This is a genomic window from Pseudomonas sp. ATCC 43928 (assembly GCF_005938665.2).
In the GTDB taxonomy this organism is placed as follows: Bacteria; Pseudomonadota; Gammaproteobacteria; order Pseudomonadales; family Pseudomonadaceae; genus Aquipseudomonas.
On sequence record NZ_CP041753.1, the window covers coordinates 2434740 to 2457530 of the forward strand.

A 22791-nucleotide genomic window follows, 5' to 3' on the forward strand; every position below is an offset into this window, starting at 1 on the left:
ACGGTCAGTGGGCTTTTTTCACGCTGGATTGAGCGCCGGCATCACCTCAGATCAAACCGATCCAGATTCATCACCTTGACCCAGGCTGCCACGAAGTCTTTCACAAACTTCTCCTTCGCGTCGTTGCTGGCATAAACCTCAGCCAACGCCCTCAGCTGTGCATTCGAGCCAAACACCAGATCAACACGCGTCCCCGTCCATTTGAGATCGCCGGTTTTGCGGTCGCGCCCCTCGAACTCTTCATTGGCCTCAGAGACCGGTTTCCATTCCACGCCCATGTCGAGCAGGTTTTTGAAGAAGTCGTTGGTCAACGCTCCCGGTTGCTTCGTGAACACGCCGTGTTGGGTTTGGCCGACGTTGGTGTTCAACACGCGCAGGCCACCAATGAGCACGGTCATTTCCGGCGCGGTGAGGGTCAGCAGCTGTGCCTTGTCGATCAGCAGTGCCTCGGCCGGTACGCTGTAGCGGGTTTTGAGGTAGTTGCGGAAGCCATCGGCGGCGGGTTCGAGGTAGCCGAAGGATTCAACGTCCGTTTGCTCTTGCGAGGCGTCCATGCGTCCCGGTGTGAAAGGCACCGTGATGGTATGGCCGGCATTTTTTGCCGCTTGTTCGACGCCGGCACAACCGGCCAGCACGATCAGGTCGGCCAGGGAGATTTTCTTGCCGCCGGTTTGCGCGCTGTTGAACTCGTTCTGGATGCTTTCGAGTTTCGCCAACACGCTCGCCAGTTGCTCAGGCTGGTTGGCCTGCCAGGATTTCTGCGGGGCCAGGCACAGGCGTCCGCCGTTGGCGCCGCCGCGTTTGTCGGAGCCGCGGAAGGTGGAGGCCGCTGCCCAGGCGGTCGACACCAGTTGCGAGACGGTCAGGCCGCTGGCCAGGAGCTTGCCCTTGAGTGCGGCGATGTCGCTGTCGTTGACCAAGGCATGGTCGACCGGCGGGATCGGGTCTTGCCACAGGAGTACTTCGTTGGGCATTTCCGGGCCGAGGTAGCGGGTGAGGGGGCCCATGTCGCGGTGGATCAGTTTGAACCAGGCGCGGGCGAAGGCGTCGGCCAACTGATCCGGATTGGCGAGGAAGCGCCGCGAAATCGGCTCATAGATCGGGTCGAATCGCAGCGACAGGTCCGTGGTCAGCATGGTCGGATTACGCCGCTTGGACGGGTCGTGAGCATCCGGAATGATGCCCGCGCCGGCACCACCTTTCGCCGTCCACTGGTTGGCGCCCGCAGGGCTCTTGGTCAGTTCCCACTCGAAGCCGAACAGGTTTTCCAGGTAGTTGTTGCTCCATTTGGTCGGCGTGGTGGTCCAGGTCACTTCCAGGCCGCTGGTGATGGTGTCGCCGCCTTTGCCGCTGCCGAAAGTGCTCTTCCAGCCCAGGCCCTGTTGTTCAAGGCCAGCGGCTTCGGGCTCGGGACCGACGTTGTCGGCAGGGCCGGCGCCGTGGGTTTTGCCGAAAGCGTGGCCGCCAGCGATCAGCGCCACGGTTTCTTCATCATTCATTGCCATGCGCCCGAAGGTTTCGCGGATATCTATCGCCGCAGCGACCGGGTCCGGGTTGCCTTCCGGGCCTTCGGGGTTGACGTAGATCAGGCCCATTTGCACGGCGGCGAGCGGGTTCTCCAGGTTGCGTCCGCCCTCGGTGCGGCTGTCCTCATTTTTCCCCGGCTCAGCGACGAGAGGACCTTCGCCGGGTTCTTGCATGGGTTCTTTTTTGTCTTTTTCGTAGCGGGTGTCACCTGCCAGCCACTTGTTTTCGGAGCCCCAGTAGACGGCCTCATCCGGTTCCCAGACGTCTGGCCGGCCGCCGGAAAAGCCAAAGGTCTTGAAGCCCATCGACTCCAGTGCGACGTTGCCGGTGAGGACGATCAGGTCAGCCCAAGAGATGTTGCGACCGTACTTTTGCTTGATCGGCCAAAGCAGCCGGCGCGCCTTGTCGAGGCTGACGTTGTCCGGCCAACTATTGAGCGGGGCGAAGCGCTGCTGACCGGAGCCGGCACCGCCACGACCGTCACCGACGCGGTAGGTGCCGGCGGCGTGCCAGGCCATGCGAATAAACAGTGGCCCATAGTGACCGAAGTCCGCAGGCCACCAGTCTTGCGAATCAGTCATCAGTGCATGCAGGTCTTGTTTGAGTGCCTGAAAGTCCAGTTTTTTGAACGCTTCGGCGTAGTTGTAACCCTCGTCCGTGGGGTCGGACAGCCGCGAGTTCTGGTGCAGGATCTTCAGATTCAGTTGGTTCGGCCACCAATCGCGGTTCGTCGTGCCACCGCCAGCGGCGGCGTGATTGAACGGGCATTTCGATTCATTTGCCATGTGTGCGCTACCTTTGGTCGTGTTCATCCGGCTATCCGGCCCGGGGTTGGGCACGCAATAGCGACGAGCGGAATCAATGACATAGGCTGCAGCCGTGCGATCAATTGATCGTCGTGGTCACACGGGAAATCCGGATAGCGGCAATCGAGTTGCCAGCACGGTGGCCCACGGCAAGCCTAGTACGTTTCCTGACTCATTCGTATCTCTTCTCAGGTCTCAACCGGCCGGCTGATGCCAGCGCTCCAGTAAGGGTAGACGCCTATAAAGCAGTCAGCTAATAGGGGGAGTATTGGGAGGTGATAGGGATAGTCTTTTATCTGAGCCGTCGAGATGGAGTCGATCAAAAGGTATGCTGGGCCTTTTTCGTTGACCGCCACCCAAGGATCCACCCGATGTCTTTAAGCAAACGCGATCAGGCACACATCGAACGTCGCCTGGTCGCCACTCTGACCGAGGCGTGCGAAACAGCCAAAGCGGAAATCGTCGGGTTTTGCTGGTTGACCCACGAGATCGATTACGACGCCTTTCCATCCAGCCTGCGGGTAATCTGGGTCTTCGATACGCAGGCCCATAAAGATCTGGCGCTGGCGAGCGGGCAGGGCGAGCGCATGGTCGAACTGACGGCCGCAGCATTAAATGAAGCGGACGTTCTCGTCAGCCCGGTCGCGGCCCATGTGCAGTTTGATTCTGAAAAGCAATGTCAGCGCGCCAATGGCGGCAACTGGCAGCAACGCCTGGCGCCCAAGCGCTCGACGCGAGGTTGAGCCGTGGCCAAGGATATCGAAAATCCGTGTATTTCCGTTTGCCAGCTCAGTGGTGAACTGTGTGTCAGTTGTGGTCGCACCAAGGACGACATCAGAAAGTGGAAACGCATGAAGCGCCCGGAAAAAATGGCGGCGGCGCAGCGGGCGAGTGTGCGGTTGAAGGGGCTTCAGAAAAGGAAGGGTTGAGGGTTCCTCAGGGCCGCGCACAAACTTCTCGAACACATTCACGCAGCCACCGATGCGCCGAATCGGCATCCATCCGTGGATGCCACAGCATCGAAATGGTGATCGGCGGCAGTTCGAACGGCAGCTCGAAACTGTGCAGGCCGGTGCGCAGGTTTTGGGTATGTCGGGCAGGCACGGTGGCGATCAGGTCCGAGGCGCGAGCCAGCGCCAGGGCGGCCGAGAAACCGCCGACGACGGTGATGATTTCCCGCTGCAGTCCCAGCGCTTCCAATGCTTCATCCATCGGCCCCTTATCGACCCCGCGCCGTGAGACCAGGATGTGCCGGCCAGTGGCATAACGGGAGGCAGTGATCTCGCCCTCGCTCAGCGGATGCCCCGTGCGAACGACGCCCACGAAACGATCCTCGAACAATGCCCGGGTGCGCACTTCCGGGCTGGTCGTGCCGCCGACCACACCGGTTTCCAGATCAACGGAGCCGTCGCGAAGTGCGGCGCTGTCCTTGCTCAGCTTCTGCATAAAGTGCAAACGCACGCCGGGGGCTTCCTCACTGGCGCGGGCGATCAGCGCCGGGCCGAAGTTTTCCACGAAGCCGTCACTGGCGCGCAGCGTGAATGTTCGAACCAGTTGCTTGAGGTCGAGCTGTTCGGCGGGGCGCAAAACCGCTTCGGCGTCTTGCACCAATCGACTGACGTGTTCGCGCAATTCAAGCGCTCGTGGCGTCGGCACCAGGCCGCGTCCGGCCCGGACCAGCAGCGGGTCGCCTGTCGTTTCGCGCAACCGCGCCAGCGCTCGGCTCATGGCCGACGGGCTCAGGCGCAGTCGTTGGGCGGCGCGGGCGACACTGCCTTCGGCGAGCAGCACGTCCAAGGTAATCAGCAGATTGAGATCGGGAGTGGTCATGCCGCAACGTTAGCACGGCGCGGGGCTGACATGGCGTCAAACGCATCTATCAAGTGCAAATGCTGCGCCTTCCGCCTTGTCACGCACGGGCATACGCTGCTGCTCTACCTTTCAGACGTGGCCAGACAATGAAATCCATCACTCAATCAGGTTCGGTGCGCTGGGCGCTTGCGAGTCTTTCGCTGTCGATGTTGATGCCTTCACTCGACACCAGCATCGCCAATGCGGGATTGCCGACGTTGGCCGAGGCGTTCGATGCTTCCTTCCAACACGTGCAGTGGATTGTTCTGGCGTATCTGCTGGCGATCACCACGCTGATCGTCAGCGTCGGACGGCTTGGCGACATGCTCGGCCGTCGGCGTTTGCTACTGGTGGGCATCGCCATTTTTACCCTGTCATCGCTGGCCTGCGGTGTCGCGCCGTCGCTTGGGTGGCTGGTCGGTGCACGGGCGGTGCAGGGGCTTGGGGCGGCGATCATGCTGGCGCTGACCGTGGCGTTTGTCGGCGAGACGGTGCCGAAAGCGCAGACCGGCAGCGCCATGGGGTTGCTCGGAACGATGTCGGCGATCGGCACCACGCTGGGGCCGTCGCTCGGTGGGATGTTGATTGCCGGCGTTGGCTGGCAGGCGATTTTTCTGATCAACATACCGCTGGGTGTGCTGAACATCTGGCTCGCATATCGCTATTTGCCGGCGGATGTTCAGCGGGCGAAAGCAGGGCGGGTGGGGTTCGACAAGGCCGGCACGTTGCTGCTGGCGCTGACGCTCGCGGCGTACGCGCTGGCCATGACGATTGGGCACGGTGAATTTGGACCGCTCAATATCGCGCTGCTGCTGGCGGCTGTTTTCGGTGTTGGGCTTTTCATCTTCGTTGAGGCCACGGTCGCATCGCCATTGATCACATTAGCGCTGTTCCGCCAACAGGGATTGAGCGCCAGCCTGGCCATGAGCGCGCTCGTTTCGACGGTGATGATGGCGACGCTGGTGGTCGGGCCGTTTTATCTCTCGGGTGCGCTTGGCCTCGGCACGGCACTTGTCGGTTTCGCCTTGTCGGTCGGCCCGTTGGTGGCTGCATTGACCGGCGTGCCGGCCGGTCGCCTGGTAGACCGTTTTGGCACTCGGCGCATGACCCGTCTCGGGCTCGCGGCAATGGCGCTCGGCGCGATTGCTTTATCAATGATGCCAGCGGGGTTCGGCCTCCTCGGTTACCTCGCGCCCATCGCGGTGATCACGGCCGGCTACGCGTTGTTTCAGGCGGCCAACAACACCGCGATCATGACTGACATCCGCCCGGACCAGCGCGGCGTGATTTCCGGCATGCTCAGCCTGTCACGCAATCTCGGCCTGATCACTGGAGCTTCGGTGATGGGCGCGGTGTTTGCGCTTGCTTCGGCGACGACAGACATCACCAGCGCGTCTCCCGCAGCCGTCGCCAGCGGCATGCGGATAACGTTTGCCGTCGCCGTGGCACTGATCATCCTGGCCCTTGCCGTGGCCCTGTTTCCACGGGCTTCAGACTGCTGCACTGTGTGCAGCAATGAACTGCAGTGAGCCTATATTGTTCATCTAAAATCGAATACCGATACTGCCTGAACATCGCGCAGTCGACGCTCATGGCGTTCAAGACATGGCTGGAGGCCAGATTTGCAGAGGGGCCGCCTTGGCTGCATGTGGACCGAAGCGAACTAAAACCTATGGGGCACGCCGATTAAATGTGGGAGCGGGCTTGCTCGCGAAGGCGGTATGTCAGGCAACATCAGTGTTTACTGACACTCCCTCTTCGCGAACAAGCCCGCTCCAGGTTCTGCACCTGACTGCGTTCCTTTTAGTGAGCGCCTCTGATGACAGCCGCTTGCGCCGTGCGCAACGCATGCCGATTGCCACGGAACAACACCAGTGTCGCGATCAACCCCAGCACCGCCGCGCCACTGAGCCAGATCCCCGGCGCTGCCTTGTTGTCCAGCACGTGGATCAGGTACGTACAGGCCGCCGGGGTGAAACCACCGAACGTTGCGGTCGCCAGGCTGTAGGCCAGGGAGAAACCGGTCGTACGCACTTCTACCGGCATGATCTCGGTCAGGGCCACCACCATGGCGCCGTTGTACGAGCCATACAGGAACGACAGCCACAGTTCGACAATCAGCAAGTGGCTGAAGCTGGGGTTCGCCACCAGCCACGACAGCGCCGGATAAGCCGTGAGGATCGCCAGAATCGTCGCGCCCAGCAGCAGAGGTTTGCGGCCGATCTTGTCGGAAAGCGCGCCCATCACCGGCAGCCAGAAGAAGTTCGACAGGCCGATGCACACCGTCACCAGCAACGCATCCAGATCCGACAGATGCAGCTCGGCTTTGCCGAAGGTCGGGGTGTAGGCGGTGATCAGGTAGAACGACACCGTGGTCATCACCACCAGCGCCATGCCGGCGAGGACGATGCCGAAGTTCTGACTGATCGAGCGGACGATGTCCCGCAGGGTAGGGCGGTGTTTGCGTGCCTGGAATTCCGGGGTTTCTTCCAGCGAACGGCGGATCACGAAGATCGCCGGCACGATCATGCAGCCGATCAGGAACGGCACGCGCCAGCCCCACTCACCCATTTGGTCGGGGCTCAGCCAGTGGTTCAAACCCACGCCGAGCAGGCCGGCGAATACCACCGCGGCTTGCTGGCTGGCGGACTGCCAACTGACGAAGAAGCCTTTGCGGCCCGGTGTGGAGATTTCGGCGAGGTACACCGACACACCGCCCAGTTCCACGCCTGCTGAAAAGCCCTGCAACAGACGACCGAACAATACGATCAGCGGCGCCGCGACGCCCAGCGTGGCATAACCCGGCACACCGGCAATCAGCACCGTGCCGGCGGCCATCAACGCCAGTGTGATGATCAGGCCTTTGCGGCGGCCGTGGCGGTCGATGTAGGCACCGAGGAAAATCGCCCCCAGCGGACGCATCAGGAAACCGGCCCCGAAAGTGGCCAGAGACAGCATCAGGGAAGCAAACGCGCTATCGGCGGGAAAGAAGGTTTTGGCAATGGCCGTGGCGTAAAAGCCGTAGACCATGAAGTCGAACATTTCGAGAAAGTTACCGCTGACAACGCGAAAAATCGCTTTGCCTTTGCTCGTATTGGAAGACATGTGTAGGTACTCACTCTGGTCGATCTTGTTTGAAAGCGCTGCACCTATGTGGCGAGGGAGCTTGCTCCCGTTCGATTGCGCAGCAATCGTAAAACCGGTCACCGCTATCGCGAGCAGGCTCGCTCCCATGCGCTCTGAAGCCCATAATGGCGGGCGCGGTTTTGAGGGGAGATGAAGATTTGTTAACTGGACGGTGGGGAGGGCTTGTGGTAATGGTCGGGATTTTGTCCGGTTGTGGCAACGGCGATAGCCTGGAACGCTTCGACGGCCCGACCATGGGCAGCAGCTATTCGATCCAATACGTGCGCCATGCCGGTCTTCCCGCACCGGCGGAAGTCCGCGTCCAGGTCGAAAAAATACTCTCTGATGTCGATCGGCAAATGTCGACCTATCGCAGTGACTCCGACATCGAACGCTTCAATAACCTGCCCGCCAACCACTGCCAGACAATGCCTGCGCCGATCCTCGAATTGGTCCGCGTCGGCGAGCGCTTGTCTTTGCAAAGTGACGGCTCCTACGACCTGACGGTGGAACCGCTGCTCAACCTCTGGGGATTTGGCCCGCAGGCGCGTGAGGAAAAAGTCCCGAGCGCCGAAGCACTGGCCGAGGTGCAGCAGCGTGTCGGTCATAATCACCTGCGCATCGAAGGTGACCAGTTGTGCAAGGATGCCGCGGTCGAGGTCGACTTCAATAGCATCGCTGCCGGTTACGCGGTCGACACGATTGCCGCCGAACTCGAAGCGCTGGGCATCCACGACTACCTCGCTGAAGCCACCGGTGAACTCAAGGCCGTCGGTAAAAAACTCGACGGCTCACCGTGGCGCATCGCCCTGGAAGAACCCCGTGATGATCAGCAAGTGGCCGAGCGCATCATTGCCGTCGACGGCTACGGCGTGTCCACCTCCGGTGACTACCGTAACTATTTCGAGCAGGGTGGCCGACGCTTTTCCCACACCTTCGATGCCCGCACCGGAACACCGGTCCTACACACCCTGGCCTCAGTCACGGTGATTCATCCTTCAGCGTTGATGGCCGATGGCTTATCGACGCTGTTGCTGATTCTTGGCCCTGAACGGGGTTGGGACTATGCCCAAACGCATGACATTGCTGCATTCTTTGTGATTCGTGCCGATACAGGTTTTGTCACACGCACCAATCAGGCTTTTGAGCGCCTGGCCGGTGAGAAAACCGAGTGATTGCGGCTGCAAAAGCATTTTTCGATGGCTTTGTAGTGCAGGCAAAACTAGCCTACGACGCGACCAAGGGTTAATGTGCGCGGCGTTGACGCTTCTATAGACTGTGTCCGGGTTCTGCACTGGCCCCAAATTGTTCCTTCACGCCGCCGATCGGCGTGATTTAGCCGCAGGCGCCGAGGGTGTCGCGGCCTGTTCTGAGGAGTACGCATGGCTGTCTACAACTACGATGTGGTGGTGTTGGGTTCCGGCCCGGCGGGAGAAGGCGCGGCAATGAACGCTGCCAAGGCAGGGCGCAAGGTGGCGATGGTCGATAGCCGTCGCCAGGTCGGCGGCAACTGCACCCACCTGGGCACCATCCCGTCCAAGGCCTTGCGTCACTCGGTCCGGCAGATCATGCAGTTCAACACCAACCCGATGTTCCGGGCCATTGGTGAGCCGCGTTGGTTCTCGTTCCCGGACGTGTTGAAAAGTGCTGAAAAAGTCATCTCCAAACAAGTCGCCTCGCGCACCGGCTACTACGCCCGTAACCGCGTCGACGTGTTCTTCGGCACCGGCAGCTTCGCCGACGAGCAAACCATCGAAGTCGTCTGCGCCAACGGCGTGGTCGAAAAACTGGTGGCCAAGCACATCATCATCGCCACCGGTTCGCGTCCTTATCGCCCGGCGGACATCGATTTCCATCACCCGCGTATCTACGATAGCGACACCATCCTCAGCCTCGGCCACACCCCGCGTAAACTCATCGTTTACGGCGCCGGCGTGATCGGCTGCGAATACGCCTCGATCTTCAGTGGTCTGGGTGTATTGGTTGAGCTGGTGGACAACCGTGGTCAGTTGCTGAGCTTCCTCGACTCGGAAATTTCCCAGGCCCTGAGCTACCACTTCAGCAACAACAACATCACGGTTCGCCACAACGAAGACTACGACCGCGTCGAAGGCGTGGACAACGGCGTGATCCTGCACCTCAAGTCCGGCAAGAAGATCAAGGCCGACGCCTTGCTCTGGTGCAACGGCCGTACCGGCAACACCGATCAGCTGGGTCTGGAAAACATCGGCGTGAAGGTCAACAGCCGTGGCCAGATCGAAGTCGACGAGAACTACCGCACCTGCGTGCCGAACATTTATGGCGCCGGTGATGTGATTGGCTGGCCAAGCCTGGCCAGTGCCGCCCACGACCAGGGCCGTTCGGCCGCTGGCAGCATCGTCGACAACGGCAGCTGGCGCTTCGTCAACGACGTGCCGACCGGCATCTACACGATTCCGGAGATCAGCTCGATCGGCAAGAACGAGCAGGAGCTGACTCAGGCCAAGGTGCCGTATGAAGTGGGCAAGGCATTCTTCAAGAGCATGGCGCGTGCGCAGATCGCCGGCGAGCCTCAGGGCATGCTGAAGATCCTGTTCCACCGCGAGACGCTGGAAGTGCTGGGCGTTCACTGCTTCGGTTATCAGGCGTCGGAGATCGTGCACATCGGTCAGGCGATCATGAACCAGCCGGGCGAGCAGAACACCCTGAAGTACTTCGTCAACACGACGTTCAACTACCCGACCATGGCCGAAGCCTATCGGGTAGCGGCGTACGATGGCCTCAACCGGCTTTTTTGAGCGGCTCCGGCCGGTGGCCTGAGCCGGCCGGGGAGACCGATTTCAGCAATTCTCGAGCGTGGCGCTGGCCAAACCGGGAAAGTCTGTAATCAGGCTGTCAACGCCGAAGTCGGCGAGCCTGCGCATCAGCGCAGGCTCGTTGACTGTCCACACCGACACATGCAGCCCCTGACGCTGCGCCTTCTGCAGGCGTTCCGGCGTACACAGGGTCCAGTTCAGCGCCAGCATCTCACAGCCATAGTTTTGCGCGACCTTCAACGGGTCGAGCCAGGCGTACTCGGCCACCAGTCCGCGAGACACGTCCGGCACCAGGTCCAGCGCGGCTTTCAACACTTCGCGTGAACTCGAGGTAATCGTGACCTTGTCCCGTATGCCGAAACGCTGGGCCATTTCGCGAATCGCCAGCACGGTGGTTGCGGCACGGGTGCGTGAAGCGCTTTTGACTTCCAGCTGCCAGTGCTCGAAATCGCATTTTTCGAACAATTCTTCCAGTGTCGGGATCGGGCAGGGTTTGATCCAGCCCGGGCCGCCCTTGCGCGCATCATAAGTCACCAGTTCCGCAGCCGTGTGTTCGGCCACTTTGCCGCGGCGGTCGGTGGTGCGTTTGAGGGTCGGGTCGTGGATCACCATCAACTCGCCGTCCTTGGACAGGTGCAGGTCCAGTTCGCAGCGGCGCACGCCGTGCTTGAGGCATTGCTGAAAGCTGGTCAGGGTGTTTTCCGGTGCTTCGCCCTTGGCGCCGCGATGGCCGTAGATGAGAGTCACGGTTCTTCCTTAATAATGGCCGGTTTCGTTTTGTTCGCGCGCCAGGCGTCGTTCTTGTGCCTGTCGCTGCAAGATGTAGCGGGCCAGCAGTTGTCGCTGGGCATCGGACAGGTATTCGAACTCGGTGCCGACGTCGTAGCCGCCGCCCTTGCGGTCGCAATGGGTGACGCGGGCCCGCAGCAACAGGCCGAGGGCTTGTGGCATCAGCACCAGCTTGACCGACAGGTGCGCGCCGACGGCAATGGGCGTCGGATGCTGAAAGTCGATGCCGCCTTCGGAGATGATCACCGGCTGCGGTTCGCCGATCTGTCCGAGCACGGTCAGGGCGACCACCTGGCTCAGCAGATCGATGCGTTTGTTCTGTGATTTCAGGAACGCGGCGATGGTCCTGTCGCGTTCGTTGATCTGGCGCAACAGGTGTTGCGACTCGAATTCGCTCAGGTGCAGTTCGCTGAGCAGGTTGAATAGCGGGGAAGCATCCTGCAACACTTCCTGGCCTGCTGCTTCGGGAGCAGACAGGGGCCGAATTTCCAGTGCGATCGTGTCCTCGATACGGTAGTATTCGCGGCGATCTTCTTCATCTAATGTCGACATGGCGAACCCATGGTAGCGGCGGTGGTCTGAGTGTAAAGCTGGTTATCGACCCCCGCCACAAGGACGTTCCTTTTCCCTCCGAACAAGCCCCGACATGTTCAGACCTCTCTTCGTATTTATCGGCACGCGTTATACCCGTGCAAAACGTCGCAATCATTTTGTGTCATTCATTTCCCTGACCTCGATGATCGGACTCGCCCTCGGCGTGGTCGTGATGATCGTTGTGTTATCGGTCATGAACGGCTTCGATCATGAGATGCGTACCCGTGTGCTGGGCATGGTGCCCCACGCAACCATCGAGTCCGGCGAACCGATCAGCGACTGGCAAAGCCTGGCCGCCAAGGTCAAGCAGAACCCGCAGGTGGCGGCGGTTGCGCCCTTCGTCCAGATGCAGGGCCTGCTGACCAACAACGGCAAGGTTTCCAAAGTGCTGCTCAATGCCATCGACCCTGTGCAGGAACGGCAGGTGTCGATCATTGATAACTTCATGCAGCAGGGCAAACTCGACGACCTGGCGCCGGGCAGTTTCGGCATCGTCATCGGCGACAAGGCGGCAGCCAAGCTCGGCGCGGCGGTTGGCGACAAGCTGACGTTTGTCGCGCCGGAAGTCACCGTGACCCCGGCCGGGATGTTCCCGCGCATGAAGCGCTTTACCGTGGTCGGCATCTTCCATGTCGGCGCCGGTGAGCTGGACGGCTATCTGGGCCTGACCAATCTGCAGGATCTGGCCAGGTTGCACCGCTGGCAACCGGATCAGGTCCAGGGCCTGCGACTGAAGTTCGACGACCTGTTCCAGGCACCGCGCACCGCGTGGACCATCGCCCAGCAGCTCGGCGAAGACCGTTACTACGCCCGCGACTGGACTCGTACCCACGGCAATCTGTATCAGGCGATCCGTATGGAAAAAGCCATGATCGGCCTGCTGTTGCTGCTGATCGTCGCCGTTGCTGCGTTCAACATCATTTCCACGCTGGTGATGGTGGTGAACGACAAGAAGGGCGACATCGCGATCCTGCGTACCCTGGGCGCCACGCCGGGTTCGATCATGGCGACGTTCATGGTCCAGGGCACGGTCATTGGTGTGGTCGGTACGCTGATCGGCGCCGTGGTCGGGATCTTCGCCGCGCTGAACGTCAGCGCCGCGATCGCAGCCCTGGAAGGGCTGATCGGCCACAAGTTCTTGAACGCCGACGTGTATTTCATCGATTACCTGCCGTCGCAAGTGCAGAGCCAGGACGTGTTGATGGTCTGCGCCGCCGCGTTGGTCCTGAGTTTCCTCGCCACCCTGTATCCAGCCTGGCGTGCCGCGCGCACCCAGCCTGCGGAGGCGCTACGTTATGAGTGAGTCGGGCATGAGTGATAAAGCAATCTTGAGCTGCCGCAATCTGGGCAAATCCTACGTGGAAGGCCCGGAATCGGTAGAGGTTCTGGCCGGTCTGCAACTGGAACTGCATCCGGGTGAGCGCGTGGCGATCGTCGGTACGTCGGGTTCGGGCAAAAGTACCTTGCTCAACCTGCTGGGCGGCCTCGATACGCCGACCAAGGGCAGCGTCTGGCTGGCCGGTGAAGAGCTCTCGGCCCTGAACGAAAAGGCCCGTGGCCTGTTGCGCAACCGGTCGCTGGGTTTCGTTTACCAGTTCCACCACTTGCTGCCTGAGTTCACCGCGCTGGAAAACGTCTGCATGCCGCTGCTGATCGGCAAGACCGCGATCCCGGAAGCGCGTCTGCGTGCGACGGCGTTGCTGGAGCGGGTAGGGCTGGGCCATCGCCTGGAGCACAAACCGGCGGAATTGTCCGGTGGCGAACGCCAGCGTGTGGCCATTGCCCGCGCCCTGGTGAACAAGCCAGGCCTGGTGATGCTCGACGAGCCGACCGGCAACCTCGACTCCCACACCGCCCAGGGCATTCAGGATTTGATGCTGGAACTCAGCACCTCGATGCGCACGGCGTTCCTGGTGGTGACCCACGACATGAACCTGGCTCGCCAGATGGATCGCGTCCTGCATTTGCAGGAAGGTTGCCTGACCCCCATCTGATTGGCTAAAACCCGGCACACTGAACAGTGCGTCGGGTCTTTTATTTTTATACGGTGCCCCAGCGAATGTTCAGACCGTTATCGATCTTTATCGGCACGCGCTATACCCGCGCCAAGCGCCGCAATCGCTTTGTTTCCTTCATCTCGATGACCTCGATGATCGGCCTCGCCCTGGGCGTGCTGGCGATGATCGTGGTGCTGTCGGTGATGAACGGCTTCCAGCGCGAAATGAGCTCGCGCATCCTCGGCATGGTGCCCCACGCGACCATCGTCGGCGTGAACCCTATCGACGATTGGCAGCCGGTGGCCGCCGCGGCGATGAAGAATCCTGAAGTCACCGCCGCCGTGCCATTCACCGAGATGGAAGGCATGCTGTCCTACAAGGGCACCATGCAGCCGATCCAGGTCAGCGGGGTCGATCCGGCGCTGGAAAGCAAGGTCTCGATCGTTGCCAAGCACATTGTTCAGGGGCGTCTCGACGCCTTGAAGCCGGGCGAATTCGGCGTGGTGATCGGCGAGATCACCGCGCGGCGCTTGCGCTTGAACGTCGGCGACAAGATCACCCTGATCGTGCCGGAAGTCAGCAATGCGCCGGGTGGCATCACCCCGCGCATGCAGCGGCTGAACGTGGTGGGCGTGTTCAAGGTCGGCGCCGAACTGGACGGTTCGATGGCGCTGATCCACATGGCCGATGCCGCGCAGATGCAGCACTGGCAACCGAATCAGGTGCAGAGCGTGCGCCTGGCGGTGAAGGATCTGTACGCCGCGCCGCAAGTATCGAGCGACATCGCGACCGGCCTGGGCGCCGCCTACAAGGCTGACGACTGGACTCACACCCAGGGCAGTCTGTTCAGTGCGATGAAAATGGAAAAAACCATGATCGGCCTGCTGTTGCTGATGATCGTCGCCGTGGCGGCGTTCAACATCATCGCCACCCTGATCATGGTGGTCAACGACAAGGGCGCGGACATCGCCATCCTGCGCACCATCGGCGCCACACCTCGGCAGATCATGGCGATCTTCATGGTGCAGGGCACGGTGATCGGGATTGTCGGCACCTTGATCGGTGGTGTGCTGGGCGTGATCGCGGCGTTGAACGTCAGTGAACTGGTGGGCTGGATGGAGCGGGTCAGCGGGCAGCACATCTTCAGTTCCGATGTGTACTTCGTCAGCAACTTGCCGTCCGAATTGCAGGGCGCGGATGTGCTGTTGATCTGCTCCGCCGGTTTCATCATGAGCTTTCTGGCGACGGTTTATCCGGCGTGGCGGGCGGCGAAAGTCGAGCCGGCTACCGCGTTGCGGTATTCGTAGTCCGTTAGACCGCGAGGGGGCCAGTCCTGCTGGCCTCAGTCCTTTCTTGGCAACTCAATTATGAACCGCGTCCACCCCTGGGCCGATTCGCAACGAATCTGCCCGCCATGGGCGCGGATGATCGACTGGGTGATCGCCAATCCCAATCCCGCATGCTCACTGCTGCCTTCACGGCGCGCGGGGTCTGCCCGGTAGAAGCGGTCAAACAAACGCGGCACCAGGTCCTCGGAAATCCCTTCACCACTGTTTTCAACGGTCAGGCTCAAGCCTGCCGGTTTCTCGACAATCTTTACCCGCACCTCACCACCGGCCGGGGTAAACCGCAACGCATTGTCCAGCAAATTGGACAGTGCCCGGCGCAACATGCTGCGATCGCCCTGCATACTCGCGTGGCCGTCACGACTCAACTTCACCCGGGCGTCCTCAGCCAGCGGCGCAAAAAACTCCAGCAGCACATCCGCTTCTTCCGCCAGGTCCAGCGGTTCGCGCTTGGGCATCAGCAAACCGTGATCAGCCTTGGCCAGGTACAGCATGTCGTTGACCAGTTGCGCCATCCATTGCAGTTCTTCGAGGTTGCTGTGCAGCGCCTCGCGGTAATCCTCAAGGGGGCGAGGGCGGGTGAGGGTGACTTGGGTGTGGGTCAGCAGGTTCGACAGCGGTGTGCGCAGTTCATGGGCGATGTCGGCGGAGAAGGCCGAGAGCCGCTGAAAAGAGTCATCGAGGCGTCCGAGCATGGCGTTGAAGCTGTGGGCCATTTCCGCAAGCTCCGGTGGCATGTCTGCTTCCGGCAGACGGGCGTTGAGTGATTGCGCCGACACGCCGCTGGCGACCGCACTCATACGCAGCAACGGACGCAAACCACTGCGCGCCGCCCAGGCACCGAGCAGGGCGGTAGCCAGGGCCGAGAGGCCGACCGTCAGCCAGATCAGGTGCTGCATGCGCTGCAGAAAGTGCTGGTGATGGGTGATGTCCAGCAACAAGGTCAGTTGCGGTGAGTCGGGTTTGTCGAGGAACAGCGGCGCATTCAGGACGCGGTAATCGGTGCCGTCGTCGCTCACTGTCGACAGGCCACGCTTGCGCGGTAAATCTTTGGGCACGCTGGGCGAGCTGTCGTACATGCGTTGGCCGTCACTGCTAATGATGCGCAGCGAAAGATCGGCCTGTCGGCTCAATTCATCGGCCAGCCTGGCCTCGGCGTCGCCGGCCTGAATGTCATCCAGCGCCCGGCGTAAACCAATCAATTTGTCATCCAGCAACTGCTGGTCCAACTCGACAAAGTGCGCCTCGCTGGCGCGGCTGAACAACACCCCGGCGAACAACGACACCACCGCAGTGCAGGCGGCAAACAGCAGTGCCAGGCGGTTGCTTAATGAAAGCCGGCGCATCAGGCGGGGCGCTCTTCAAGGACGTAACCCATGCCGCGCACGGTGTGAATCAACTTGTTCGGGAAATCGTCGTCGATCTTCAGGCGCAACCGGCGGATCGCCACTTCGATGACGTTGGTGTCGCTGTCGAAATTCATGTCCCACACCTGGGACGCGATCAGCGACTTGGGTAGAACTTCGCCCTGGCGCCGCAGGAGCATTTCCAGCAGGGCGAATTCCTTGGCGGTCAGGTCGATGCGCTGACCGTTACGCTCGACCCGGCGACGGATCAGGTCCAGGCGCAAATCGGCCAGTTGCAGGCTGGTTTCCTGGGGCGTGGCGCTGCCGCGACGCAGCAGGCTGCGAACCCGGGCCAGCAGTTCGGAGAAGGCGAAAGGTTTGACCAGGTAATCGTCGGCGCCCAGTTCCAGGCCATGGACTCGGTCCTCCACCGCATCTCGTGCGGTCAGAAACAGTACCGGCGTGTCCAGGCCTGCACCGCGCACCGCTTGCAGAATCTGCCAGCCATCGCGTCCGGGCAGCATCACATCGAGAATCAACAAGGCGTAATCGCCACTCAAGGCCAGCTGCTGGCCGGTGGTGCCGTCTGCCACCAGTTCGGTATTGAACCCGGCCTCGGTCAGGCCCTGGCGCAGGTATTGGCCGGTTTTCGGTTGGTCTTCGACGATCAGCAGTTTCATGGGCGACTCGGGTAGTTGGAACAGGTGCGTTATACCGTGGGCGGCGAGGAAGCTGGCCAATCTGACAAAGTTGTAATCTGCCTGTCAGGTAGCTGGCAGAGCCGGCTGGTAGAGTTTCCCACAAGCTGAACCTCATCTTGTTGGAGTACGACTATGTTTTTGCAAAAGCGTCTGGCACTGGCCGCTTGTTTGCTGACTCTGAGTTTAGGGCTGGAAGCCTCACCGGCGCAGACCTACGATTTCGGTCAACCGGCCTCGGCCGCCCAGGCCACCCGCAGCGTTGAAGTGGTAATGGGCGATATGACCTTCAGCCCCAAGACCATCGATATCAAGGCCGGGGAAACCGTGCGTCTCGTACTGGTGAATAAAGGCCAGTTGCTGCATGAATTCAACCTCGGCGATGCACCGATGCATGCCAGGCATCAGCAGGAAATGCTCCAGATGCAGCAAAGCGGCATGCTGATGCCTACAGGCATGAAGGCCATGAACCACGGTTCCATGGCCGGAATGGATCATGGCGCCATGGATCACGGCATGAAGCATGACGACCCCAACAGTGTGTTGGTGGAGCCGGGTAAAACCGCCGAGCTGACCTGGACCTTCACCAAGGCCACTAACCTGGAATTTGCCTGCAACATCCCCGGCCATTACCAGGCCGGTATGGTCGGCAAACTGACAGTCAGTCAGTAAGCACTCAAAGGCGGGAGCAAAGGCTGGTAGAATCCGCTGATTCTTCAGTCAGGTTTCCGCCATGCATCCCGCAGCCGAACATTCGCCGCTGGGCAAATCCAGCGAATACATCGCCACCTACACGCCGTCCTTGCTGTTCCCGATCCCGCGCACAGCGAAATGGGCCGAGCTGGGCCTGACCGCGCAAACTCTGCCGTACAAGGGCGTGGACTTCTGGAACTGCTTCGAGCTGTCGTGGCTATTGCCGTCCGGCAAGCCTGTGGTGGCGATCGGCGAATTCAGCATCCCGGCGGATTCGCCGAACATCATCGAGTCGAAGTCGTTCAAGCTGTACCTCAACTCGTTGAACCAGACGCCATTTGCCGACACCGCCAGCCTTGAAGCGACGCTGGTGAAAGACCTCTCGGCCGCTGCCGGCAAATCGGTGGGCGTGCGGGTTCGCAGCCTGAAAGAGGTAGAGGCGGAAGGCGTCGTGGCGTTGCCGGGTGTGTGCATCGATGACCTGGACATCAGTGTCAGCAACTATGAGCATCCGCGTCCGGAACTGCTGCGTTGCGATGAGTCGCGCATCGTTGAAGAGTGCGTGCACAGCCACTTGCTCAAATCCAACTGCCCGGTCACCAGTCAGCCGGACTGGGGCAGCGTGGTGGTGGAGTATCGTGGCGCGGCGCTGGATCACGCGAGTTTGCTGGAATACATCGTGAGCTTCCGCCAGCACTCGGACTTCCATGAGCAGTGCGTAGAGCGGATTTTCCTCGACCTGCAGCGGTTGCTGAAGCCGGAGAAATTGACGGTGTACGCGCGGTATGTGCGTCGTGGTGGATTGGACATCAACCCGTATCGCAGCACCGAAGAGGTGCAACTGCCGAACCATCGCTTGGTCCGACAATAAAGAGCCAGTGTGGGATTGCATTTGCACATCCCGGATATGAAAAAGCCCCGCTATCGATAGCGGGGCTTTTTTGCATCTGGCAGGTTCAGATCCCCATATTGCCCAAGGCTTGCACAATGTTGCGCAAGGTGCCGGCCAATGTGGGATGTTCGAGTTCGAAGCGCTCGACGGCCAGATTCACATTGTCGGCGAGGTTGGTGTCCTGGGTTTTGGTTTCCAGCTCAAGCTCCAGTTGGATCTGTTGCATCAGCGCGTGCAGGTCTTCGCGCTCGGCTTCGGTCAGTGGCGGATTCTGTTCCAATTGCTCGCGCAGTTTATTGAGCTGATCTTGCAGTTCGCGGGCGGGCATGGCGTTCTTCCTTTTATCAATAGGCACTGGCATAGACCGCAGCGGCGCGCCAAAAGGTCTATGGCTGACCTTTAGATTAATCCACTCGCGCGCAACCTGCATGATCTCAGTCAGGGCTTTTCGCCTTTGAGCCGACGCAGGCTGATATCGGCCAGGCAGGTATCGAGCTCGCCCAGATGATCGATCACCGAATGCACGCCAAGGCCGAACAACTGCACCGTCGCCTTGCCGCGCAAGTGTTCCCGTTCCTTCTGGCTCAAGGCTTGCCATTCGTTCGGCGCGAGCCCGCATAGTGAGCCGCACGACGCCAGGCCGATGGTCCACAGCCCGGCGTTCAGGCCCGATTGCAGCAGTCGCGGCTCGCCGCTGACCAGCACGCAACCGTCCAGGCGCTCGACATTCAACGCCATCAAGGCTTGCCAGCAGGCATTCGGGGCCGGCCATGGATTGATTGTTTCCGAGTGTTGCAAAGATTTGATCCAGGCCGGAAGTGCGACGGCCAGAGAATGGCTGAGGGCAGGGGGTAGTTCATCAAGCCAGGCGCAGGGAATCCGTTGTCGCTGCAAGCTGGACAGGCTCTCCAGGGCGCCGGGCGTGACCTCGGCATGCTCGGCAGAAACGGTGCCGTGCTGACGCGTGCGCGCGCCGAAATCCACCAGGCAACCACTGAGACCGAACAGCACGGCGGTCAGATTCGGTGCGGCAAGGGGCAAGACTTCGGCGTGCGGCATGGAAACGTCCCTGAAATAGCGACAAGGCTATTCATGGACGATGACAATCGAGTGACACGGATGTGAATCGCTCGCCGTCAGGAGGCGTCGTTCGTAGACCATCGTGCACGATGCTGCCTAAACCGGGTTTTCCGTCATATACTAGCGGTCTTTGCGCCTGGGCCAAGCGCCCGCGTCAGTACAATCCAAGGAGTTTCTTATGCGCTGGAGCAATCGACTCGCTCAGCTTTGTATGTGTGCCAGTGTATTGCTGGTTCCGTTTGCGACTCAGGCCGCCACGGAAGAAGACCCTTGGGAAAGCATCAACCGCCCGATCTACAAATTCAACGACTTTGTCGACACCTACGCACTGAAGCCGTTGGCTCAGGGCTACCAGTTCGTCACACCGCAGTTCCTGGAAGACGGCATCCACAACATGTTCCGCAACGTCGGCGATGTGACCAACCTCGCCAACGATGTGTTGCAGGCCAAGCCCGCTGCGGCTGGCGTCGACACCGCACGTTTGATCTTCAACACCACCTTCGGCCTGCTGGGCTTCTTCGACGTGGGCACCAAGATGGGCCTGCACCGCAACGACGAAGACTTCGGCCAGACCCTCGGTTACTGGGGCGTGGGCAGCGGTCCGTACGTGATGCTGCCGCTGCTGGGTCCAAGCACCTTGCGTGATACGCCTTCCAAGTATGTCGACGGCTATACCGGTCCGTACCCTTACATCAACGATATACCGGTACGTAACTCGATTTACGGCCTGAACATCGTCGACACTCGCGCCAGCCTGTTGTCAGCCGAGAAACTGGTCACTGGCGACAAATACACCTTTATTCGCAATGCATACCTGCAAAACCGCGAATTCAAGGTCAAGGACGGTAAGGTCGAAGACGATTTTTAATCTCGACCGGTAAAACGAAGAGGGCGGCCAATTGGCCGCCTTCTTTCGTTTGGCTTGCGGGTGAAGTCAGGGCTATTTCATCTTCAGGATTGTAAGCCCGAGTTTCTGGCCGCCACCGTCCTGTGCTTTCACCCACACCACCTCGGTGTCGGCTTCAAGGCCTTTGAGCGCTGCGTGATCGGAATCGATCCGCACGCTGAGCCGGTCACCGACCTTGAATGAGCGGGGCGCCTCCAGCTGCATGCCACTGCTGGAAAGGTCGATGCAGACGGCTTGCACCTCATCGCCTTCATGAATCAGCGACACATCGGCATCAACCCGCATGCGGATGAAATCGCGCTTTTCGCTGTAGTCCCGATCGGTTTGGCTCATGGGCTCGATCCTTCCTTTGGGTTACGGTTTTGCCTGTTCTTATAACTCTCGGTGATTTGACAAGTAAAGACGTCAAGCGACCATCGGCGTGAGCTTGAAACGCCTCGCGGATGGGAGTACCGTCTGCGCCTTAGAAGGGCACCTCTGGTGGAACAGTGAGTAGGGCAAACGCTCGAAAACGGTGCAGCAGAGAGGCTAGAAAGCGAATCCAGTAGTGTGTGCAGGGCCAAATGCCCAGCCTGCTACGCCAACCTAATTCTGGCGCCGTTTGCCCACATGCCAAAAACCAGTGCCACGCTGCTGATAATCGATGATGACGAAGTAGTGCGTGCGAGCCTCGCGGCCTACTTGGAAGACAGTGGTTTCAGTGTCCTGCAGGCCAGCAATGGCCAGCAGGGTCTTCAGGTATTCGAGCAAGACAAGCCCGACTTGGTCATCTGCGATCTGCGCATGCCGCAGATGGGCGGACTCGAACTCATTCGCCAGGTCACCGAACTGTCGCCGCAAACCCCGGTAATCGTGGTTTCGGGCGCCGGCGTGATGAACGACGCCGTCGAGGCCCTGCGCCTGGGCGCAGCGGACTACCTGATCAAGCCTCTCGAAGATCTCGCCGTACTCGAGCACTCCGTGCGCCGTGCCCTGGATCGTGCGCGTCTGCTGCTGGAAAACCAGCGCTACCGCGAGAAGCTGGAAAAGGCCAACCGCGAGCTCGAAGCCAGCCTGAACTTGCTCCAGGAAGACCAGAACGCCGGTCGCCAGGTGCAGATGAACATGCTGCCGGTGAGCCCCTGGACCATCAACGAGTTCCAGTTTGCGCACCAGATCATCCCGTCGCTGTACCTGTCGGGCGATTTCGTCGACTACTTTCGGGTCGACGAGCGTCGGGTAGCGTTCTACCTGGCGGACGTTTCCGGTCATGGCGCCTCTTCAGCCTTCGTTACCGTGCTGCTGAAGTTCATGACCACGCGCTTGCTGTTCGAATCCAAGCGCAACGGCACATTGCCGGAATTCAAGCCTTCAGAAGTCCTTGGTCATATCAACCGGGGCCTGATCAGTTGTAAGCTGGGTAAACACGTCACAATGGTCGGTGGAGTCATCGACGAGGAGACAGGTTTGTTGACCTATAGCATCGGCGGTCATCTGCCGTTGCCCGTGTTGTACACGCCAGACAGTGTTCGTTACCTGGAAGGGCGTGGTCTGCCGGTGGGCCTCTTCAATGAAGCCACCTACGAAGACCACGTACTGGAGCTGCCGCCGGTATTCAGCCTGACGCTGATGTCTGATGGCATTCTGGACCTTTTGCCAGAACCCACACTCAAAGATAAAGAAGCTGCTTTGCCTCAACGGGTGAAAGCGGCGGGCGGCAGCCTGGATGGTCTGCGCCAGGTTTTTGGATTGGCCACGCTAGGGGAGATGCCGGATGATATCGCCCTGTTGGTGTTGAGCAGGAATCTTTAATGAGTACCGGTAGAATCCAGTTCGCCGAGCAGGACGGCACCTTCGTCCTGAAGTTCGTCGGTGAAGTTCGCCTGACCCTGTGTTCGGCGTTGGATGCGACTATTGAGCGGATCTTCACTGCGTTGAACTTCAACGCCATCGTGATCGACCTGACTGAAACCCGTAGCATCGACAGCACCACCCTGGGCCTGCTGGCCAAGCTGTCGATCCTGTCGCGGCAAAAAGTCGGCCTGTTGCCGACTGTCGTCACCACCCACGAAGACATCACCCGTCTGCTGCAGTCGATGGGCTTCGAGCAAGTGTTCAACATCGTTGACCGCCCGATCCCATGCCCTGAATGCCTGACCGACCTGCCAGACCAGGACCAGTCCGAAGAAGTGGTGCGGATCAAAGTCCTCGAAGCACACAAAATCCTCATGGGCCTGAACGACTCCAACCGTGAGGCGTTTCATGACCTGGTGAACGCGCTGGAGCGTCACTGATTAATTCCCTGTGGGAGCGGGCTTGCCCGCGAAGGCGCCCTAACAATCACCACATCTTCCAGTGCTAAGCC

Annotated in this window: 23 protein-coding genes; 13 read left to right on the forward strand and 10 right to left on the reverse strand. The window is 60.4% G+C overall.

The window, feature by feature from the left end; all coding sequences use genetic code 11:
- Nucleotides 1–41: 41 nt before the first annotated feature.
- On the reverse strand, nucleotides 42–2339 hold the full coding sequence (katG, locus tag FFH90_RS11145; RefSeq protein ID WP_138867178.1) for a catalase/peroxidase HPI: 2298 nt from the start codon (nucleotides 2337–2339) through the stop codon (nucleotides 42–44).
- 365 nt (nucleotides 2340–2704) lie between these two features.
- Between katG and FFH90_RS11150 the strand changes: the two genes are divergently transcribed.
- Both FFH90_RS11150 and FFH90_RS11155 read left to right on the forward strand, forming a co-directional pair.
- Complete coding sequence (locus tag FFH90_RS11150) at nucleotides 2705–3076, forward strand: hypothetical protein (RefSeq protein ID WP_138867179.1); 372 nt, start codon at nucleotides 2705–2707, stop codon at nucleotides 3074–3076.
- Nucleotides 3077–3079: 3 nt separating this feature from the next.
- Nucleotides 3080–3262, forward strand: coding sequence for a DUF1289 domain-containing protein (locus FFH90_RS11155; RefSeq protein ID WP_081626539.1), 183 nt, complete (start codon nucleotides 3080–3082; stop codon nucleotides 3260–3262).
- Between the two features lie 7 nt (nucleotides 3263–3269).
- On the opposite strand, the gene FFH90_RS11160 is transcribed toward FFH90_RS11155, so the two are convergent.
- Nucleotides 3270–4163 (reverse strand): LysR family transcriptional regulator, encoded by an 894-nt coding sequence (locus tag FFH90_RS11160; protein ID WP_138867180.1) that lies wholly within the window; start codon nucleotides 4161–4163, stop codon nucleotides 3270–3272.
- Nucleotides 4164–4291: 128 nt separating this feature from the next.
- Here FFH90_RS11160 and FFH90_RS11165 point away from each other — a divergent pair, with 128 nt between their 5' ends.
- Complete coding sequence (locus FFH90_RS11165; protein ID WP_138867181.1) at nucleotides 4292–5713, forward strand: MFS transporter; 1422 nt, start codon at nucleotides 4292–4294, stop codon at nucleotides 5711–5713.
- A gap of 274 nt (nucleotides 5714–5987) precedes the next feature.
- Here the strand turns inward: FFH90_RS11165 and FFH90_RS11170 are convergent, their stop codons facing one another.
- A complete protein-coding gene (locus FFH90_RS11170; protein WP_064616948.1) occupies nucleotides 5988–7289 on the reverse strand; it encodes an MFS transporter in 1302 nt (433 codons plus the stop codon).
- Nucleotides 7290–7501: 212 nt separating this feature from the next.
- On the opposite strand from FFH90_RS11170, the gene FFH90_RS11175 reads away from it, so the two are divergent.
- Both FFH90_RS11175 and sthA read left to right on the forward strand, forming a co-directional pair.
- On the forward strand, nucleotides 7502–8485 hold the full coding sequence (locus FFH90_RS11175) for an FAD:protein FMN transferase (RefSeq protein WP_372240846.1): 984 nt from the start codon (nucleotides 7502–7504) through the stop codon (nucleotides 8483–8485).
- A 207-nt stretch (nucleotides 8486–8692) separates the two neighbouring features.
- Entirely contained in the window at nucleotides 8693–10087 is a 1395-nt protein-coding gene (gene sthA / locus FFH90_RS11180) for a Si-specific NAD(P)(+) transhydrogenase (RefSeq protein ID WP_007935284.1), read from the forward strand.
- Between the two features lie 42 nt (nucleotides 10088–10129).
- On the opposite strand, the gene FFH90_RS11185 is transcribed toward sthA, so the two are convergent.
- Together FFH90_RS11185 and FFH90_RS11190 are read right to left on the reverse strand one after the other, a co-directional pair.
- The gene (locus tag FFH90_RS11185; protein WP_018928152.1) at nucleotides 10130–10852 is read right to left on the reverse strand and encodes a glycerophosphodiester phosphodiesterase family protein; all 723 of its coding nucleotides are present in this window, start codon (nucleotides 10850–10852) and stop codon (nucleotides 10130–10132) included.
- A 9-nt stretch (nucleotides 10853–10861) separates the two neighbouring features.
- The gene (locus FFH90_RS11190; RefSeq protein ID WP_096480706.1) at nucleotides 10862–11446 is read right to left on the reverse strand and encodes a PilZ domain-containing protein; all 585 of its coding nucleotides are present in this window, start codon (nucleotides 11444–11446) and stop codon (nucleotides 10862–10864) included.
- A gap of 94 nt (nucleotides 11447–11540) precedes the next feature.
- Here FFH90_RS11190 and FFH90_RS11195 point away from each other — a divergent pair, with 94 nt between their 5' ends.
- The 3 genes from FFH90_RS11195 to FFH90_RS11205 all read left to right on the forward strand — a co-directional run bounded on the left by FFH90_RS11195 (nucleotide 11541) and on the right by FFH90_RS11205 (nucleotide 14792).
- A complete protein-coding gene (locus FFH90_RS11195; RefSeq protein ID WP_018928150.1) occupies nucleotides 11541–12791 on the forward strand; it encodes a lipoprotein-releasing ABC transporter permease subunit in 1251 nt (416 codons plus the stop codon).
- A 7-nt stretch (nucleotides 12792–12798) separates the two neighbouring features.
- Nucleotides 12799–13482 carry a lipoprotein-releasing ABC transporter ATP-binding protein LolD gene (gene lolD / locus FFH90_RS11200; RefSeq protein WP_168206160.1) on the forward strand — a complete coding sequence of 228 codons (684 nt, stop codon included), beginning with the start codon at nucleotides 12799–12801 and terminating at the stop codon, nucleotides 13480–13482.
- A gap of 65 nt (nucleotides 13483–13547) precedes the next feature.
- Complete coding sequence (locus FFH90_RS11205; RefSeq protein ID WP_138867184.1) at nucleotides 13548–14792, forward strand: lipoprotein-releasing ABC transporter permease subunit; 1245 nt, start codon at nucleotides 13548–13550, stop codon at nucleotides 14790–14792.
- A gap of 35 nt (nucleotides 14793–14827) precedes the next feature.
- Here FFH90_RS11205 and FFH90_RS11210 read toward each other — a convergent pair whose 3' ends face one another.
- The gene (locus FFH90_RS11210; RefSeq protein WP_138867185.1) at nucleotides 14828–16177 is read right to left on the reverse strand and encodes a heavy metal sensor histidine kinase; all 1350 of its coding nucleotides are present in this window, start codon (nucleotides 16175–16177) and stop codon (nucleotides 14828–14830) included.
- Entirely contained in the window at nucleotides 16177–16857 is a 681-nt protein-coding gene (locus FFH90_RS11215; protein ID WP_019649412.1) for a heavy metal response regulator transcription factor, read from the reverse strand. The genes FFH90_RS11210 and FFH90_RS11215 overlap by 1 nt, the downstream gene beginning before the upstream one ends.
- Nucleotides 16858–17010: 153 nt before the next feature.
- Between FFH90_RS11215 and FFH90_RS11220 the strand changes: the two genes are divergently transcribed.
- Complete coding sequence (locus FFH90_RS11220) at nucleotides 17011–17547, forward strand: plastocyanin/azurin family copper-binding protein (protein WP_138867186.1); 537 nt, start codon at nucleotides 17011–17013, stop codon at nucleotides 17545–17547.
- A 61-nt stretch (nucleotides 17548–17608) separates the two neighbouring features.
- Nucleotides 17609–18439, forward strand: coding sequence for an NADPH-dependent 7-cyano-7-deazaguanine reductase QueF (gene queF, locus FFH90_RS11225; RefSeq protein WP_019649410.1), 831 nt, complete (start codon nucleotides 17609–17611; stop codon nucleotides 18437–18439).
- A gap of 85 nt (nucleotides 18440–18524) precedes the next feature.
- Here the strand turns inward: queF and FFH90_RS11230 are convergent, their stop codons facing one another.
- Nucleotides 18525–18788: a DUF4404 family protein gene (locus FFH90_RS11230; RefSeq protein ID WP_018928143.1), complete on the reverse strand. Its 264-nt coding sequence runs from the start codon at nucleotides 18786–18788 to the stop codon at nucleotides 18525–18527.
- Between the two features lie 110 nt (nucleotides 18789–18898).
- Complete coding sequence (locus tag FFH90_RS11235) at nucleotides 18899–19519, reverse strand: hypothetical protein (RefSeq protein WP_064616956.1); 621 nt, start codon at nucleotides 19517–19519, stop codon at nucleotides 18899–18901.
- A 199-nt stretch (nucleotides 19520–19718) separates the two neighbouring features.
- Between FFH90_RS11235 and FFH90_RS11240 the strand changes: the two genes are divergently transcribed.
- Nucleotides 19719–20408 carry a VacJ family lipoprotein gene (locus FFH90_RS11240; protein ID WP_138867187.1) on the forward strand — a complete coding sequence of 230 codons (690 nt, stop codon included), beginning with the start codon at nucleotides 19719–19721 and terminating at the stop codon, nucleotides 20406–20408.
- A 72-nt stretch (nucleotides 20409–20480) separates the two neighbouring features.
- Here FFH90_RS11240 and FFH90_RS11245 read toward each other — a convergent pair whose 3' ends face one another.
- Nucleotides 20481–20780, reverse strand: a complete 300-nt coding sequence (locus tag FFH90_RS11245) for a PilZ domain-containing protein (protein WP_007935265.1) — start codon at nucleotides 20778–20780, stop codon at nucleotides 20481–20483.
- A 276-nt stretch (nucleotides 20781–21056) separates the two neighbouring features.
- Between FFH90_RS11245 and rssB the strand changes: the two genes are divergently transcribed.
- Together rssB and rssC are read left to right on the forward strand one after the other, a co-directional pair.
- Nucleotides 21057–22238, forward strand: a complete 1182-nt coding sequence (gene rssB / locus FFH90_RS11250; RefSeq protein WP_018928140.1) for a two-component system response regulator RssB — start codon at nucleotides 21057–21059, stop codon at nucleotides 22236–22238.
- Nucleotides 22238–22720 carry an anti-sigma factor antagonist RssC gene (gene rssC / locus FFH90_RS11255; protein WP_007935262.1) on the forward strand — a complete coding sequence of 161 codons (483 nt, stop codon included), beginning with the start codon at nucleotides 22238–22240 and terminating at the stop codon, nucleotides 22718–22720. The genes rssB and rssC overlap by 1 nt, the downstream gene beginning before the upstream one ends.
- The last annotated feature ends 71 nt before the right edge of the window (nucleotides 22721–22791 follow it).